The sequence below is a fragment of the Rhizobium sp. Nf11,1 genome, from assembly GCF_050587665.1.
Classification (GTDB): Bacteria; Pseudomonadota; Alphaproteobacteria; order Rhizobiales; family Rhizobiaceae; genus Rhizobium.
Genome location: NZ_JBOBHU010000014.1, coordinates 37,961 through 52,992, shown reverse-complemented (window position 1 = coordinate 52,992; position 15,032 = coordinate 37,961). Strand labels below are relative to the sequence as shown.

Below are 15,032 nucleotides of genomic sequence, written 5' to 3'. Positions count from 1 at the left end.
CTCCGAAGAATGACCAGAGCAGACTAAGTGATGGCAGGCGCCGGTCAAGGGCGATTAAACGGCCATGAAAAGGTCAGAGCGGTTCTGCGCTCGGTGAAAAGCTGAACCGCTCGATCGCAATCTGCATCTCGTCATCACCTTCCGGTTGCGCGGCGCGCCGTGCTTTGACCGTCCGTACCTCATTTCACGAAAAAGCCCGCACGGCAAAAATACCGGCGGGCTCGTATCGAGTCCGAGAAAACGTGATTACTTCGCGAGGTTACGCTTGCCGAGCGTGCGCAGGCGCAGCGCGTTGAGCTTGATGAAGCCGGCTGCATCCTTCTGGTCGTAAGCGCCCTGGTCGTCCTCGAAAGTGACGAGCTTATCGGAATAGAGCGACTTTTCGCTCTCGCGGCCGATGACCATGACATTGCCCTTGTAGAGCTTCAGCGTCACTTCGCCTTCGACATGCTCCTGGCTCTTGTCGATCAGCGCCTGCAGCATCTCGCGTTCCGGCGAGAACCAGAAGCCGTAATAGATCAGCTCGGCGTAGCGCGGCATGATCTCGTCCTTGAGATGGGCGGCACCCCGGTCGAGCGTGATCGATTCAATGGCGCGGTGCGCCGAGAGCAGGATCGTGCCGCCGGGCGTTTCGTAGACGCCGCGGGACTTCATGCCGACGAAACGGTTCTCGACGAGATCGAGACGGCCGATGCCGTTGTCGCGGCCGTAGGTGTTGAGCGTGGCGAGCAGCGTCGCCGGCGACATCTCGACACCATTGATAGACACGGCATCGCCCTTGCGGAAGCCGACCTTGATTGTCGTCGCCCTGTCGGGAGCGGCCTCCGGCGAGATCGTGCGCATGTGCACATATTCCGGGGCTTCCTGCGCCGGATCTTCCAGAACCTTGCCTTCGGAGGAGGAATGCAGCAGGTTGGCGTCGACGGAGAAGGGAGCCTCGCCCTTCTTGTCCTTGGCGACCGGGATCTGGTGCTGTTCGGCAAAGGCCAGCAGCTCCGTGCGGCTCTTGAACGCCCAATCGCGCCAGGGCGCGATGATCTTGATGTCGGGATTCAAAGCATAGGCGGAGAGCTCGAAACGAACCTGATCGTTGCCCTTGCCGGTCGCGCCGTGGGCGATCGCATCCGCGCCGGTCTTGCGGGCGATATCGATCAGATGCTTTGAGATCAGCGGACGGGCGATCGAGGTGCCGAGCAGGTAGACGCCCTCGTAGACAGCATTGGCGCGGAACATCGGAAAGACGAAGTCGCGCACGAATTCCTCGCGAACGTCCTCGATATAGATCTCCTTGATGCCGAGCATTTCGGCCTTCTTGCGCGCCGGCTCCAGCTCCTCGCCCTGGCCAAGATCGGCGGTGAAGGTGACGACTTCGGCGCCGAGTTCCGTCTGCAGCCACTTCAGGATGATCGAGGTGTCGAGGCCGCCGGAATAAGCGAGCACGACTTTCTTCACGTCTTTGTATGATGCCATGATGATGAGGTCCGTTGCATAAAGGCCGGCGAAAACCCGGTGTCGCGGCACTTTTAGCGAGATTGGCGCGTGACGCAAGGGCAAGTGCGATGGCTGAGGCGCCGATAGCGTTTGACAGTGCGCAAGCGGCACCCATATTCGGCTGCGTGCGAACAATGCTCGAGGAGGGGCTGTCCCCGTGACGAATATTCAAGATATTTTCAAGAAGTCCAATGTTGCCGTCATTACCGGCGGCGCTTCCGGCATCGGGCTTGCGGCGGCGAAGTATTTTGCCGGACGCGGCATGAGCGTCGTCATCGCCGATCTCGGCGGCGATCGGCTGGCCAACGCCGCCGAGGAGCTCAAAGCCATTGCCGGCGAAGAGGATGTGATGGCAGTTGAGACCGACGTCGCCAGCCGCGACTCCCTGGAGGCGCTCGAACGCGCCGTGCTCCAGCGTTTCGGCCGTGTGCACGTGCTGATGAACAATGCCGGGATCGGCCCGGAAACTTCGATCTTCAGTGCAAACGCGAATTGGGACCATATCTTCGCCGTGAACCTGATGGGCGTCGTCAACGGGACGCGCGTCTTCGGGCCGAAGATGCTGTCCCACGGCGAACCCGGGCTGATCATCAATACCGGCTCGAAGCAGGGCATCACCACGCCGCCGGGCAACCCCGCCTACAACATCTCCAAGGCTGGCGTGAAAGTCTTTACCGAGGCGCTCGAACACGAGCTTCGCAACACCAGAGACGCCAAGATCTCCGCGCATCTGCTGATCCCCGGCTTCGTCTTCACCGGTCTCACCAAGGGCGACCGCGCGGAAAAGCCCACCGGCGCCTGGACGCCGGAACAGACGGTCGACTTCATGGTCGAAAGCCTGGAACGCGGCGATTTCTATATCCTCTGCCCCGACAACGACGTGACCCGCGCGGTCGATGAACGCCGCATGGCCTGGGCCGCCGGCGATATCATCGAGAACCGCCCGCCGCTGTCGCGCTGGCACAAGGATTACGCCGACAAGTTCAAGGCCTTCCTCGAAGAGAAGTAATCGGTGCCACTGCATTTCACCCGGAAGCGTGCAGCGGTTCCGGGATAACGATATGCACAAAAAACAGCGAATGCGCGCCGCATGAATCAAGTTTAGTGCGACGCGCATGAGAAGGTTTGATTGGTAATTTTCTGAAGGCTGGATAAGTAGTCACCTTGACTGATCCAGCTTTCCGAGCGTGCCATGGATTTCCTGCCGAACCTGCCGACCCTTCTCGCCTTTGCCGCCGCGACGCTGCTGCTCGCGGCGACCCCAGGTCCCGATATGACGCTGTCGATCAGCCGTTCACTCGCCCAGGGCAAGAAGGCGGCCCTTTTCGTCGTCGTCGGCACCAGCCTCGGCATCGTCGTCCACACCATGCTGGTCGCCTTCGGCATTTCGGCGCTGATCACCGCTTCGCCGACCGCTTTCCTGATCCTGAAGACCGGCGGCGCCGGCTATCTGCTCTGGCTCGCAGTGCAGGCGATCCGCTTCGGCTCGAAGCTGACGGTCGCCAAGGTCGAGACGCAGAAGGGCACCGCGCTTGCCAACGTCTCATCCGGCTTCTGGGTCAATCTCCTGAACCCTAAGGTCATCATCTTCTTCATGACCTTCCTGCCGCAATTCGTCAGCGCCGGCGATCCCGCCGTCACGCAGAAGCTGCTGTTTCTCGGCTTTTGCTTCATCCTGATCGGCATGCCCGTCAATGCCGCTGTCGTCTTTGCCGCCGACTGGCTGGCGTCCTGGCTGCAGAACAACAAGAAGGTTCTGCGCGGCATGGATTACACCTTCGCCGGCGTCTTCTCGATCTTCGCCGCCAAAATCCTGCTCACCCAGGCTCGATAGGTCGCGGTCGGCTTTGCCGATCCGCACGCTGACGGCTCAGCCGATCAGCACGCTGTTGGTTCAGCCAATCAGCAAAGCATCGTCATCGAGCGTCTGGCCGCGCATCTTGCGGAACATGGCGATCAGATCTTCGACCTGCAGGTCCTTCCTGCTGTCGCCCGCCACGTCGAGAACGATCTCGCCACCATGGAGCATGATCGTGCGGTGGCCGTAATCAAGCGCCTGGCGCATGGAGTGCGTGACCATCATCGTCGTCAGCTTGCGCTCGGCAACGATCTTCTGCGTGAGGTTCATCACGAACTCGGCCATCCCGGGATCGAGGGCCGCCGTATGTTCGTCGAGCAGCAGCACTTCGGAGCCGGCAAGTGTCGCCATGACGAGGGACACCGCCTGCCGCTGCCCGCCCGAGAGCAGATCCATGCGATCCTTCAGCCGGTTTTCCAGCCCGAGATTGAGCTCGGCGATCCGCTCCTTGAAATAGTCCCGACGTTTGCCGCCAAGCGCCGGCACAAGCCCGCGCTTTTCGCCGCGTCGGGCAGCCAGAGCAAGATTCTCTTCGATCGACAACGAGCCGCAGCTGCCCGTCAGCGGATCCTGGAAGACGCGTGCCACCAGGCCGGCGCGCGCCGCCGTCGATTTGCGCGTCACATCGCTCTTGCCGATCAGCACCTGTCCTTCGCTCGGGATGACATCGCCGGCGAGCACGCCGAGCAGCGTCGATTTGCCGGCGCCGTTGGAGCCGATGACGGTGACGAAGGAGCCTTGCTCGATGGTCAGGCTGACGCCGTTCAGCGCCTGCTTCTGCAGCGGCGTGCCGCGTCCGAAAACGACCTTGATGTCTTTGACGCTGATCACGACACGGCACCTCGGCGAAGACGGGGTAGAATGAGCGCGAAGGTCACGAGCACCGCCGTCACGAAATTGAGGTCGGAGGCCTGCAGGCCGATGACGTCGCTCGACAGCGCCAGCTGGATCGCGATGCGATAGAGGATCGAGCCGAGCACGCAGCCGACAAGCGCGATCAGCAGGCCGCGGCGTCCGAGCAGCGTCTCGCCGATGATGACCGCCGCGAGCCCGACGACGATCGTGCCGACGCCCGAAGTGACGTCGGCAAAGCCGTTGGTCTGGGCAAACAAGGCGCCGCCGAACGCCACCAGCGCGTTCGAAATCGCCATGCCGAGATAGATTTGCCGGCTGGTGTCTACGCCCTGGGCGCGGGCCATGCGCGCATTGGCGCCGCTCGCGCGCATCGCAAGCCCGGCATCGCTTTCGAGGAAGCGCCAAACCAGAAGCAGCGCGACGATGACGAGAACGCCGACGAAGAGCGGCCGCACATAGAAATCGCGCAGGCCATGACCGAAGAATGGACTGATCATCGTATCGGCATTGATGAGGGCGACGTTGGGTTTTCCCATCACTCTCAGATTGACGGAGAAGAGCGCGATCATCGTCAGGATCGAGGCAAGCAGGTTGAGGATCTTGAAGCGCACGTTGAGCAGCGCCGTCACCATGCCGGCCGCCGCGCCCGCCGCCATCGCAATCAGCGCCGCGAGCCAGGCATTGACGCCGGCAATAATCAGCACCGCGGTCACCGCCGCGCCGAGCGGAAAGGAACCATCCACCGTCAGGTCCGGGAAATCGAGGACGCGGAAGGCGAGATAGACGCCAAGGGCGACGAAGGAATAGACCAGGCCGAGCTCGACGGCCCCCCAGAATGCGATTTGGCTCAAGGCTTTCAGCCCCTTTTGTTTCCGTTCCGCCCGTCGCGAAACCGCAGCCTTTTAATACTTCAGCCGCACCCGTGCAAACGGGAGCGGCTGAATGTGAATGGTCGAAGGAACGATGGCCGTTTATTCGATGACTTTGTTGGCGCGCGAAAGCACGCTCTCGGGCAGGGTGACGCCCATCTTGGCCGCGGCGGCCTTATTGACGACCAGATCGCTGCCGGCAGCGGTCTTGACGGCGATGTCGCCGGGGTTCTCACCCTTCAGCACGCGCACGACGATCTCGCCCGTCTGCTTGCCAACATCGTAATAGTTGAAGCCGAGGGCGGCGATCGAGCCGCGCGAAACCGAATCCGTGTCGGCGGTGAAGAGCGGCAGCTTGCTCTCTTCGGCAACCGAAACGGCGCCTTCGAGCGCGGAGATGATCGTGTTGTCCGTCGGAACGTAGATGGCGTCGGCGCGGCCGGCGAGGGCGCGCGCCGCACCCTGAACCTCGGCAGACTTGGTGGCAGCCGATTCCACGACCGTCAGGCCGGCCTTTTCGGCCTCGGCCTTCAAGACGGCGAGCAGCGAAACCGAGTTAGCCTCACCTGAGTTGTAGAGGTAGCCGATGGTTTTGACCTTCGGCACGATTTCCTTGATCAGCGCCAGGTGCTCGGCGACCGGCGACATGTCGGAAAGGCCGGTCACATTGCCGCCGGGCTTGTTCATGTTCTTGACGAGCTGGGCGCCGAGCGGATCGGAGACGGCGGTGAAGACGACCGGAATGTCACGCGTCGAGGAAACGACCGCCTGGGCCGAGGGCGTGGAGATTGGCACGATGACGTTGGGCTCGTCGCCGGCGAATTGGCGGGCGATCTGGGCAGCGGTGGCCGGATTGCCCTGCGCCGATTCGAACAAGAATTTCAGGTTCTCGCCTTCCTTGTAGCCGGCGGCCGTCAGCACGTCGAGAACGCCCTTGCGCGCGGCATCCAGCGCCGGGTGCTCGACGATCGCGGTGACGGCGACGGTCACGTTGTCGGCCTTTGCGGGCAGGGAAAGGGCCAAAGTGGCGGCAAGAGCGAGCAGAATCGGGCGCATGGGTGTCCTCCTGAATGATTTTGGCGGCACTATTAGGAAAAGCGCATGCTTAAATCAATGCAGGAGAATTGTAGCGACGATCAAACTTGCTGATCAGTCGTCGGCGCCGTGATTGGCGATCATCATCGCCTCGAAGGCCAGGCGCTCGGTCTTGCGCATGCGTTCGGATTCCGATTTCAGCTGGCCGCAGGCGGCAAGAATGTCGCGGCCGCGCGGCGTGCGGATCGGCGAAGCGTAACCCGCCGAATTGATGAAATCGGCGAATTTCTCGATCTGCTCCCAATCCGAACACTGATAATTGGTACCGGGCCAGGGATTGAACGGAATGAGGTTGATCTTCGCCGGCACGCCCTTCAGGAGCTTGATCAAACCCTTCGCGTCTTCGAGGCTGTCGTTGACATCCTTCAGCATCACATATTCGAAGGTGATGCGCCGCGCATTGGAAAGGCCCGGATAGGCCTTGCAGGCGTCGATCAGCTCCTTCAGCGGATATTTCTTGTTGATCGGCACGAGGATGTCGCGCAGGTCATCGCGCACCGCATGCAGCGAGATCGCGAGCATGACGCCGATCTCCTCGCCGGTGCGGAAGATCTCCGGCACGACGCCGGAGGTGGAAAGCGTCACGCGGCGCTTGGACAGCGACAGGCCGTCGCCATCCGTGGCGATCAGCAGCGCCTGCTTGACGCTGTCGAAATTATAGAGCGGCTCGCCCATGCCCATCATCACGATATTGCTGACCTTGCGGCCCTCGGCAGGCATGATCGTGCCCTGCGGCGCTTCACGATCCGGGAAGTCGCCGAGCCGGTCGCGAGCGAGCAGCAACTGCGACAGAATTTCCTCCGCCGTCAGGTTGCGCACCAGGCGCTGTGTCCCGGTATGACAGAAGGAACAGGTCAGCGTGCAGCCGACCTGGCTTGAGATGCAGAGTGTGCCGCGGCCCTCTTCCGGAATGTAGACGGCCTCGATCTCGACCGGGCGTCCTGCGCCTCGCGCGGGAAAACGCAGCAGCCATTTGCGCGTGCCGTCGTTCGAGACCTGCTCCTCGACGATTTCCGGACGCGCGATGGTGAAATGCGTCTTCAGCATTTCACGCATATCCTTACCGACATTGGTCATATGGTCGAAATCAGAGACGCCGCGCACATAGATCCAGTTCCAAAGCTGCGAGACGCGCATCTTGATCTGCTTTTCGGGTACTCCCTTTTCCCGGAGCGCTGCCGCCATTTCCTCGCGGGAGAGCCCGATCAACGACGGCTTCTCGGCGCCGGAAGGCGGGCGCGCGGCCTGAGGTTTGTTGACGACGATCGCATCCATGACGGACATAGGCTTCTGACCCCGAATTCAAACACGTAACCGTTCCGCAAGCCGCTGACTTCACGGTGTGATCCGGAAGACTTGCGGGCGCATGACGGCACATTGGCAGAAATTGATCGCAGACGGCGACTGATATCGCGAACTGTCCGCTGTTTACGCGGCCTTTAGCATCATTTTGGCTGCGCGTCACTATAGATGGAAATAACAAAGGCCGGCGCAAGGCCGGCCTTTTGAACTCTCTCAGCAAAAGCCGCTTACTTGCAGCTTTCGATCTGCTTGAGCGCTGCCGAGATGCCCGAGAGCGAATAGCTGTAGGACGTGCCGGTGCCTTTGCGCGAAACCGCATTCACGGTCATCGAATGGCCGGTCTTCATCGCCGCGACGAGGGCCGGCTCCTGGGCAGCATTCTCGACCCAGCCGGCCTTGTCCTTGGTGAACATGACGAAGGTCTTGTTGTCGATGACGACGTTGATCTTCGAATTTTCCTTCACCGTATAGCCCATCATCGCCTGCGGCTCATAGGAGATGTTCTGGCCCGGACGCTGCGAAACGATGAAGAAATTGTCGCCGTGGTCGACGCTTGCCGGCTGCTTTGCCGTCGGGACCGACAGGACGTAGCACACGGTGCTGTTGCCCGACTTGTAGGAATAAGCCCCCCAGGCCTGGAACTGCTGAATGCGGGTCGGCGCGGCGGCGGTCGCGGCCTGCTGCGCTGCCGCCACTCCGGCCATTGTCATGGTGAGGGCGAGGGCGGATACGATACTTCTTACAAACATGGATTCCTGCCGGTTCTTGCGATTCAAGGCCCGAAGCGATCATAGCGGGCGCCGCATAATCACGATCTGCTTTATTTTGACTTAATTCAGGTTACCAAATGGTCAACAATAGCTGCGATTTGTATGTGCCTGTGTCATTTCAGCTCGACTACCACTTTTGCCCCTTGCCGAAATCGGCTGCGATGCCGGTGCGCCGATGGGCACGGCTGGCCGTTCGGCTGAACTTAAGACACAAAGATTCAGGCAAGAGTTTGACCTTTCAAAAATCCGCTGTACCTCATTAAGACTTTGGAAATCCGGGACGAAATTTTTGTCCTAGGGGGCTGGTGAGACGAGATGGGTGCCCGGGAAAGACAGCGTTTCGCTGCCCTCGCAAAGGCCGTCGCAGACGATCGCGACCAGCAGGCCTTTTCCATCTTGTTCGACTATTTCGCCCCGCGCCTGAAAGACCTGGCTGACGCGCCAGAAGATGACGTCAGGCGACGCCGGAGAGCTGGTCCAGGAGATCATGATCGTGCTCTGGCACAAGACCTGTCTCTACGATGCCACGCGATCTTCTCTGTCGACCTGGCTTTTTCGCATCGCCCGCAACCGCCGCATCGATCTGCGGCGCCGCACCAGCACCCGCACTTTCGACGAAACCGACCCGAGCCTGCTGCCATCGGCCGAGATCGGCGCCGATGAAATCATCGCAAATGGCGATCGCGACGCCAAGCTACGCGCCGCTGTCGAACAACTGCCCGAAGAACAGCGCGACATGATGCGTGCAGCTTTCTTCCTCGGCGAATCGCATTCCGGCTGCCGCTCGGCACGCTGAAATCACGTATTCGGCTTGCATTTGGAAAGCTTCGCAAGATGCTGAAGCGGGAACTCGGCTGAACCGAGCCGCGGTCTTCAAATCGTTTTCATCGTTTCGGCGGGCCTGTCGGCAAGGACCCTGTCCGCCGCGTCGTAATGGCTCGGCCGGATATGACCGCGCACCATGGCGAAGGCGGCGGAAAGCACGGCGATGTCGTCAGAAAAGCCGATGACGGCGAAAATATCCGGAATCATGTCGACCGGCATGACGAAATAGGCCAGCGCTGCCAGCAGCACGCCGCGCACCTTGGTCGGCGTCTGCGGATCGAGCGCACAGTAGAAACCAGCAACGACGTCGCGCGAAAAGGGAATCTGCCGGACAGCCCGGCGGAAGGTCGGCCAGAACTTCTGCCGTACGGTTTCCTCCCGCCGGTTCTGGGTGTCCTCGTCGCCCGGCAGCAGGATTTCCCCGAATTTGACCTCGTCCATCCCTGACATCCTTTCGTCCATGCGAACATATGGTGATGGCGCTTCGGCTTTCAATCAGCGCTCGTTTTCAAACGGCACCGCGTGCTGCCACCTTGTCCATCGCCCTGGCGAGCTTGAAATCCAGTTCCGTCAGCCCGCCGGCATCATGCGTGTTCAGCGTCACATCCACCCTGGAATAGACGTTGAACCATTCGGGATGGTGGTTGAGTTTCTCGGCCGTAATCGCCGCCTGCGTCATAAAACCGAAGGCCTCGATGAAATTTGAAAACTTGAACGTTTTCGAGATCGAAGAGGCCGCATCGTTGAGCGCCCAGCCCGAAAGCTCGGCCATTCGTGCCTCGGCCGCGGCCCGTTCCAGTCTTTCCTGTTTCATGCCATGGTCCTCTCATCTGTCAACAGGTTACCGATGAAAGACATCAGCATCCTTTTCGTTTGTATGGGCAATATATGCCGTTCTCCGCTTGCGGAGGGAATTTTTAGCCACCTTGTCGCCAAGGCGAGGCTGACCGATCGTTTCACGATCGATTCCGCCGGCACCGGCGACTGGCATGAAGGCGAACCGCCCGACCGCCGTTCGATCGCTGTTGCCCGCAACCACGGCATCGACATAGCAGGGCAACGTGCCCGGCGCATCCGTTCGATCGATATCGTCAGTGTCGATCTGATCGTCGCCATGGACCGCGACAACGTGGCGGAACTCAACAGGATCGCCTCTCCCGAGGCGAATATCCAGCTGTTCGGCGATATCGCGCTGGGAACAGGGGAGGACATTGCCGACCCCTATTATGGCGGTCCGGAAGGTTTCGAGCTGCTCTATACCAGGCTCTTGACCGGCTGCAGCAGCCTGCTCGAAACGCTGGTCGCCGGACGTACTTCGTGCAGCGGGAACACTTCCTCGGTGAGATAGGGCCCGCCACCGACCGATTCGCGCGATGAAAGCAGCACGAAACGCGGCGCCGTGAAGGTCGCGGTGTGGAAGTTGCCGCGCCCGCTCAGATATTGCACGACATCGTCGAGCCGCGAGGATTTCAGCCGTGCCAGCGTCACGTGCGGCGTGAATTTGCGCGGATCCGGCGGCAGGCCGATGCGCTGGCAGATCCGTTCGATCTCGGCCTGCAGGGCGTACATTTCAGGCGAGTGAGAAACGCCTGCCCAGACCGAATGCGGCTTCTTTGAACCGAACGAGCCGATGCCTTCGAGCCGGAACTGAAATTCCGGCCGATCGATCCGGTCGAGACGTTCAACGATTTCATCGGCCGTGCGGCCGTCGACATCACCGATGAAGCGTAGCGTGATGTGGTAATTTTCCACATCGATCCATCGTGCTCCGGGGAGGCCACCGCGCAGCAATGAAAGGCTCATTGCCGCATTGCGCGGAATTTCGAGGGCGGTAAACAGTCTCGGCATAACGAGCACTCCCCGAATCTTTTGCAGGTGCTTACACGGAATCACGCAATCAATGGCCGTGCAAGCCCCTAATTCTTCACAGAAGAAATCGTATCGATGAAATTTGTGACATCAGCTTCCATTTTCTCGACCATGACGTCGACACCTCTCGCGTTCGGATGCATGCCGTCATCGAGCTTCAGCCCCGCATCGAGCACAACCCCGTCGAGGAAGAAGGCATAGAGTCGAACTCCGTGTTTCTCCGAAAGTTTCCGATAAATCGGATTGAAGCGCGCCGCATAATCCGCTCCCATGTTCGGCGGCGCCATCATGCCGACAAGCAGCACCGCTATGCCGCGCGCCTTGAGCCGGGCAATCATCTGGTCGAGATTTTTCTCGCTCTCTTCCGGCGAAATTCCACGCAGCGCATCGTTTGCGCCAAGCTCGAGGATAACGCCATCGGTGCCGTCGGGGACCGACCAGTCGATCCGGGCAAGCCCACCTGTCGTGGTGTCGCCGGAAACCCCGGCATTGGCAATGGAAACGTCGAGCCCCCTCGCCTTCAACGCCGCCTGCAGCTTTTCCGGAAAGCCCTGGCCGGGCGGCAGCTGATAACCCGCCATCAGGCTGTCCCCGAATCCGACGAGATTGATCGTCCGCGCATTCGCTCCAACGGCAAAGATCAGCGACACCGCGATGACGGTGAATTGAAGCGCGGCAACTTTAAATCTCATTCTGGCTTCCCTAGATTGGCGAGGTGCCGTTATGCGGCCATTGCGTTAGAGATTAATATAGGGCGATTTCCGTTGGCAAAAACCATCATCGAGTTGAAGGGCGCCGATCTCACCCTTGGCAGTGCGGCCGCCTCCGTCCATGTTCTGAAGGGTATCGATCTCGATATATCGGCCGGCGAATCCGTCGGCATCGTCGGGCCTTCCGGTTCCGGCAAATCCACTCTGCTGATGGTGCTTGCAGGACTGGAGAAGCTCGACAGCGGCGAAATCAACATCAATGACACGCCGCTCCACGCCCTCAGTGAGGATGAGGTCGCCGATTTCCGCGGCCGCAACATCGGCATCGTCTTCCAGTCCTTCCATCTGATTGCCAACATGACGGCGCTGGAAAACGTCGCGGTGCCGCTGGAGCTCGCCAATATCAGCAACGCCTTCGAAATCGCCCATCGCGAACTGAGTTCGGTCGGTCTCGGCGAACGGCTGAACCACTATCCCGGCCAGCTTTCCGGCGGCGAGCAGCAGCGCGTGGCGATTGCCAGAGCGCTCGCTCCTTCGCCCGCCTTGCTGATTGCCGACGAGCCCACAGGCAATCTCGATACCGAGACCGGCCGACAGATCGCCGACCTTCTTTTCGCCAAGCAGGCCGAGCGCGGCATGACCCTGCTTCTCGTCACCCACGACGTCTCGCTTGCAAACCGCTGCTCGCGCCAGATCCGCGTCCGTTCCGGCAGGATCGAGGGCGACAGCGCTGCCCGCCGCAGCGAAGCGGCAATCGCATGAGCATGGTCACGCCACGCGTCGCGCTCGCTTTTCGCCTGGCGCTTCGCGAGTTGCGAGGCGGCATCCGCGGCTTCTATATCTTCCTGGCCTGCATCGCACTCGGCACCGGGGCGATCGCCTCCGTCAATTCCGTTTCGCAGTCGATCACCGACACGATCGCCTCGCAGGGGCAGGAGCTGCTGGCGGGCGACGTCCGCTTCGAACTCAACAATCGCCAGGCGACACCTCAGGAAATGAGCTTCCTTCAGGGCCTGGGAACCGTTTCGGTTTCAACGGGTCTGCGCTCGATGGCCCGCAAGCCTGACGGTTCCGATCAGGCGCTGGTCGAGGTCAAGGCGGTCGATGACGCCTATCCGCTCTACGGCAGGTTCGTCGCCGAACCGGACTATCCGCTTGCAGCCCTGCTTTCCGGCCAAGGCGGCACCTATGGCGCGGTCGCCGCCCCGCTGCTTCTCGATCGGCTCGGCCTTGCGATCGGCGACGAATTGCTGCTCGGCAATGTCAAGCTCAGCATTACCGGTACAGTGAAGACCGAGCCGGACGCGCTGTCGGAAGGCTTCGGTTTTGCACCGCGTCTGCTTGTCAGCCGACAGGCGCTCGAAGCCTCGGGGCTGATCCAGACCGGAAGTCTGGTTGAACACGCCTATAAGATCCGATTGGAAGACAAGCGCGCCATGTCGGGCATCCAGGCGCGTGCCTCCAAGGAGTTTCCCTCTGCCGGCTGGGCGATCCGCACCAGCGACCGCGCAGCGCCCTCGCTCACTGAAAACATCACCCGTTTCTCGCAATTTCTGACGCTGGTCGGCCTCACAGCCCTGATCGTCGGTGGTGTTGGCGTCGCCAACGCCGTGCGTGCTTTCCTCGATTCCAAGCGCACCACCATCGCCACCTTCAAATGCCTCGGCGCTCCGGCCGCCGTCGTCGTTCTGATCTATCTCTTTCAGATCGCCATCATCGCCCTTGGCGGCATTATGGCCGGCCTCGTCATCGGCGCCCTGTCGCCGATCTTTGCAGCACAGTTCCTGGCGCAATTCCTGCCGGTCTCGACCGAGCCGACCCTCTATCCCAGTGCCCTGCTGCTTGCGACGCTCTTCGGCATCCTGACCACGCTCGCCTTCGCCATTCTGCCGCTCGGCCATGCCCGCGAAGTACCGGCCACCGCGCTCTTCCGCGAGCAGGGTTTTGAGGCCCGCCGTCTACCGTCCTGGCCCTATATCCTGCTTGCCGCCCTCTTCATGGCTGCCCTTGCCGGCCTTGCCATCCTCACCGCCTATGACCGTTTCATCGGCGTCGTCTTCGTCGGCGCAATCGTCTTCGCCTTCGTCGTCCTGCGCCTCGTCGCCGCCTTGATCGCCTGGCTCGCGCGCCGCAGCCCGCGCGTTCATTCGCCGGCGCTGAGGCTCGCAATCGGCAACATCCACCGCCCCGGCGCGCTGACGCCATCGGTCGTGCTCTCGCTCGGCCTCGGCCTGGCATTGCTGGTGACCCTGACCCTGATCGACGGCAACCTGCGCCAGCAGCTGACCGGCCGAATGAACGAGGGTGCACCCAACTTCTTCTTCGTCGATATCCAGAGTGCCGAGGTCGACGCCTTCCGAAATCTTGTCCAGACGCAGGCGCCGAAGGGCAAGTTGATGGAGGTGCCGATGCTGCGCGGCCGGATCGTCGCCTTCAACGGCGAGGACGTCACCAAGATGAATGTGCCGGCCGCCGGCCGCTGGGTGCTGAACGGCGATCGAGGCATCACCTACGCCGACACGCTGCCGGAAAATGCCGCCCTCACCGAAGGCATCTGGTGGGACAAGGATTATAGCGGCGAGCCGCTCGTCTCCTTCTCCTCGGAAGAGGCGCATGAACTCGGGCTCAAGATCGGAGACACGGTGACCGTGAACGTGCTGGGGCGCAATATCACGGCAAAGATTGCCAATCTGCGCCGCGTCCAATGGGAATCACTGTCGATCAATTTCGTCATGGTCTTCTCACCGAACACCTTCCGCGGCGCCCCGCATGCCTGGCTGGCGACCCTGACCGATCCCTCCTCGACGCCGGCCGAAGATGCGGCGATCCTGAAATCCGTCACCAATACCTATCCGACGATCACCAGCGTGCGAGTCAAGGACGCGATCGACATCGTCAACCAGCTCGTCAGGCAGCTTGCGACAGCGATCCGTGCCGCCGCATCGGTGGCGCTCATCGCCTCGATCCTTGTCCTGGCCGGTGCGCTCGCCGCCGGCAACAGGGCGCGCACCCACGATGCGGTGGTGCTGAAGACGCTCGGCGCCACGCGCGCCATGCTGATTCGTGCCTTCAGCTACGAATATCTGATCCTCGGACTGGCGACTGCGATCTTCGCACTCTTTGCCGGCGCCGTCGCCGCCTGGTTCATCGTCGCCCGCATCATGCGACTGCCGTCTGCCTTCCTGCCTGACGTGGCGGGCCTGACGCTGGTGACGGCACTCGTTCTGACAGTCGGCATCGGTCTCATCGGCACCTGGCGCATCCTCGGGCAGAAGGCGGCGCCCGTGCTGCGCGAGCTTTGAAGCTGTCCCAAAAGCCTTCACCTTACGGCGATTTAACCGGCCGCGCCGTTGCAGGCCCCTTGTTTGCAAAGGGCGAAAGCCTCATA

At 61.3% G+C, this 15,032-nt stretch carries 15 protein-coding genes and 1 pseudogene; 6 read left to right on the top strand and 10 right to left on the bottom strand.

Features of this window, described 5'->3' with window-relative positions; all coding sequences use genetic code 11:
• Window positions 1-246: 246 nt before the first annotated feature.
• On the bottom strand, window positions 247-1,470 hold the full coding sequence (locus tag ACQ7C1_RS20610) for an argininosuccinate synthase (protein ID WP_430959619.1): 1,224 nt from the start codon (window positions 1,468-1,470) through the stop codon (window positions 247-249).
• Between the two features lie 178 nt (window positions 1,471-1,648).
• Between ACQ7C1_RS20610 and ACQ7C1_RS20605 the strand changes: the two genes are divergently transcribed.
• Both ACQ7C1_RS20605 and ACQ7C1_RS20600 read left to right on the top strand, forming a co-directional pair.
• Entirely contained in the window at window positions 1,649-2,500 is an 852-nt protein-coding gene (locus tag ACQ7C1_RS20605) for an SDR family NAD(P)-dependent oxidoreductase (RefSeq protein WP_430959618.1), read from the top strand.
• A 183-nt stretch (window positions 2,501-2,683) separates the two neighbouring features.
• The gene (locus tag ACQ7C1_RS20600; protein WP_085779730.1) at window positions 2,684-3,325 is read left to right on the top strand and encodes a LysE family translocator; all 642 of its coding nucleotides are present in this window, start codon (window positions 2,684-2,686) and stop codon (window positions 3,323-3,325) included.
• Between the two features lie 60 nt (window positions 3,326-3,385).
• Here the strand turns inward: ACQ7C1_RS20600 and ACQ7C1_RS20595 are convergent, their stop codons facing one another.
• The 5 genes from ACQ7C1_RS20595 to ACQ7C1_RS20575 form a co-directional block, all read right to left on the bottom strand.
• On the bottom strand, window positions 3,386-4,180 hold the full coding sequence (locus tag ACQ7C1_RS20595; RefSeq protein WP_085779731.1) for an ABC transporter ATP-binding protein: 795 nt from the start codon (window positions 4,178-4,180) through the stop codon (window positions 3,386-3,388).
• The gene (locus tag ACQ7C1_RS20590; RefSeq protein ID WP_430959617.1) at window positions 4,177-5,055 is read right to left on the bottom strand and encodes an ABC transporter permease; all 879 of its coding nucleotides are present in this window, start codon (window positions 5,053-5,055) and stop codon (window positions 4,177-4,179) included. The genes ACQ7C1_RS20595 and ACQ7C1_RS20590 overlap by 4 nt, the downstream gene beginning before the upstream one ends.
• Before the next feature lie 120 nt (window positions 5,056-5,175).
• Window positions 5,176-6,129 carry an ABC transporter substrate-binding protein gene (locus ACQ7C1_RS20585; RefSeq protein ID WP_430959616.1) on the bottom strand — a complete coding sequence of 318 codons (954 nt, stop codon included), beginning with the start codon at window positions 6,127-6,129 and terminating at the stop codon, window positions 5,176-5,178.
• Between the two features lie 93 nt (window positions 6,130-6,222).
• Window positions 6,223-7,452, bottom strand: coding sequence for a 23S rRNA (adenine(2503)-C(2))-methyltransferase RlmN (gene rlmN / locus ACQ7C1_RS20580; protein WP_430959615.1), 1,230 nt, complete (start codon window positions 7,450-7,452; stop codon window positions 6,223-6,225).
• A gap of 245 nt (window positions 7,453-7,697) precedes the next feature.
• Window positions 7,698-8,219 carry an invasion associated locus B family protein gene (locus tag ACQ7C1_RS20575; RefSeq protein ID WP_085779735.1) on the bottom strand — a complete coding sequence of 174 codons (522 nt, stop codon included), beginning with the start codon at window positions 8,217-8,219 and terminating at the stop codon, window positions 7,698-7,700.
• A 336-nt stretch (window positions 8,220-8,555) separates the two neighbouring features.
• Between ACQ7C1_RS20575 and ACQ7C1_RS20570 the strand changes: the two are divergent.
• A pseudogene (locus tag ACQ7C1_RS20570) lies at window positions 8,556-9,098 on the top strand (sigma-70 family RNA polymerase sigma factor).
• Window positions 9,099-9,113: 15 nt separating this feature from the next.
• On the opposite strand, the gene ACQ7C1_RS20565 reads toward ACQ7C1_RS20570, so the two are convergent.
• Window positions 9,114-9,506, bottom strand: a complete 393-nt coding sequence (locus ACQ7C1_RS20565) for a YkvA family protein (RefSeq protein ID WP_085780227.1) — start codon at window positions 9,504-9,506, stop codon at window positions 9,114-9,116.
• A gap of 67 nt (window positions 9,507-9,573) precedes the next feature.
• A complete protein-coding gene (locus tag ACQ7C1_RS20560) occupies window positions 9,574-9,879 on the bottom strand; it encodes a 4a-hydroxytetrahydrobiopterin dehydratase (protein ID WP_085779737.1) in 306 nt (101 codons plus the stop codon).
• A 33-nt stretch (window positions 9,880-9,912) separates the two neighbouring features.
• Here ACQ7C1_RS20560 and ACQ7C1_RS20555 point away from each other — a divergent pair, with 33 nt between their 5' ends.
• Window positions 9,913-10,413 (top strand): low molecular weight protein-tyrosine-phosphatase, encoded by a 501-nt coding sequence (locus ACQ7C1_RS20555; protein ID WP_430959614.1) that lies wholly within the window; start codon window positions 9,913-9,915, stop codon window positions 10,411-10,413.
• Here the strand turns inward: ACQ7C1_RS20555 and thpR are convergent.
• Window positions 10,320-10,913: an RNA 2',3'-cyclic phosphodiesterase gene (gene thpR, locus ACQ7C1_RS20550; RefSeq protein ID WP_097598187.1), complete on the bottom strand. Its 594-nt coding sequence runs from the start codon at window positions 10,911-10,913 to the stop codon at window positions 10,320-10,322. The two genes, ACQ7C1_RS20555 and thpR, sit on opposite strands and share 94 nt — an antisense overlap.
• 68 nt (window positions 10,914-10,981) lie before the next feature.
• Window positions 10,982-11,626, bottom strand: a complete 645-nt coding sequence (locus tag ACQ7C1_RS20545; protein ID WP_430959613.1) for an arylesterase — start codon at window positions 11,624-11,626, stop codon at window positions 10,982-10,984.
• A gap of 72 nt (window positions 11,627-11,698) precedes the next feature.
• On the opposite strand from ACQ7C1_RS20545, the gene ACQ7C1_RS20540 reads away from it, so the two are divergent.
• Entirely contained in the window at window positions 11,699-12,406 is a 708-nt protein-coding gene (locus ACQ7C1_RS20540) for an ABC transporter ATP-binding protein (RefSeq protein WP_088390967.1), read from the top strand.
• Window positions 12,403-14,946, top strand: coding sequence for an ABC transporter permease (locus ACQ7C1_RS20535; protein ID WP_430959612.1), 2,544 nt, complete (start codon window positions 12,403-12,405; stop codon window positions 14,944-14,946). Before ACQ7C1_RS20540 ends, ACQ7C1_RS20535 begins: the two co-directional genes overlap by 4 nt.
• Window positions 14,947-15,032: the final 86 nt, after the last annotated feature.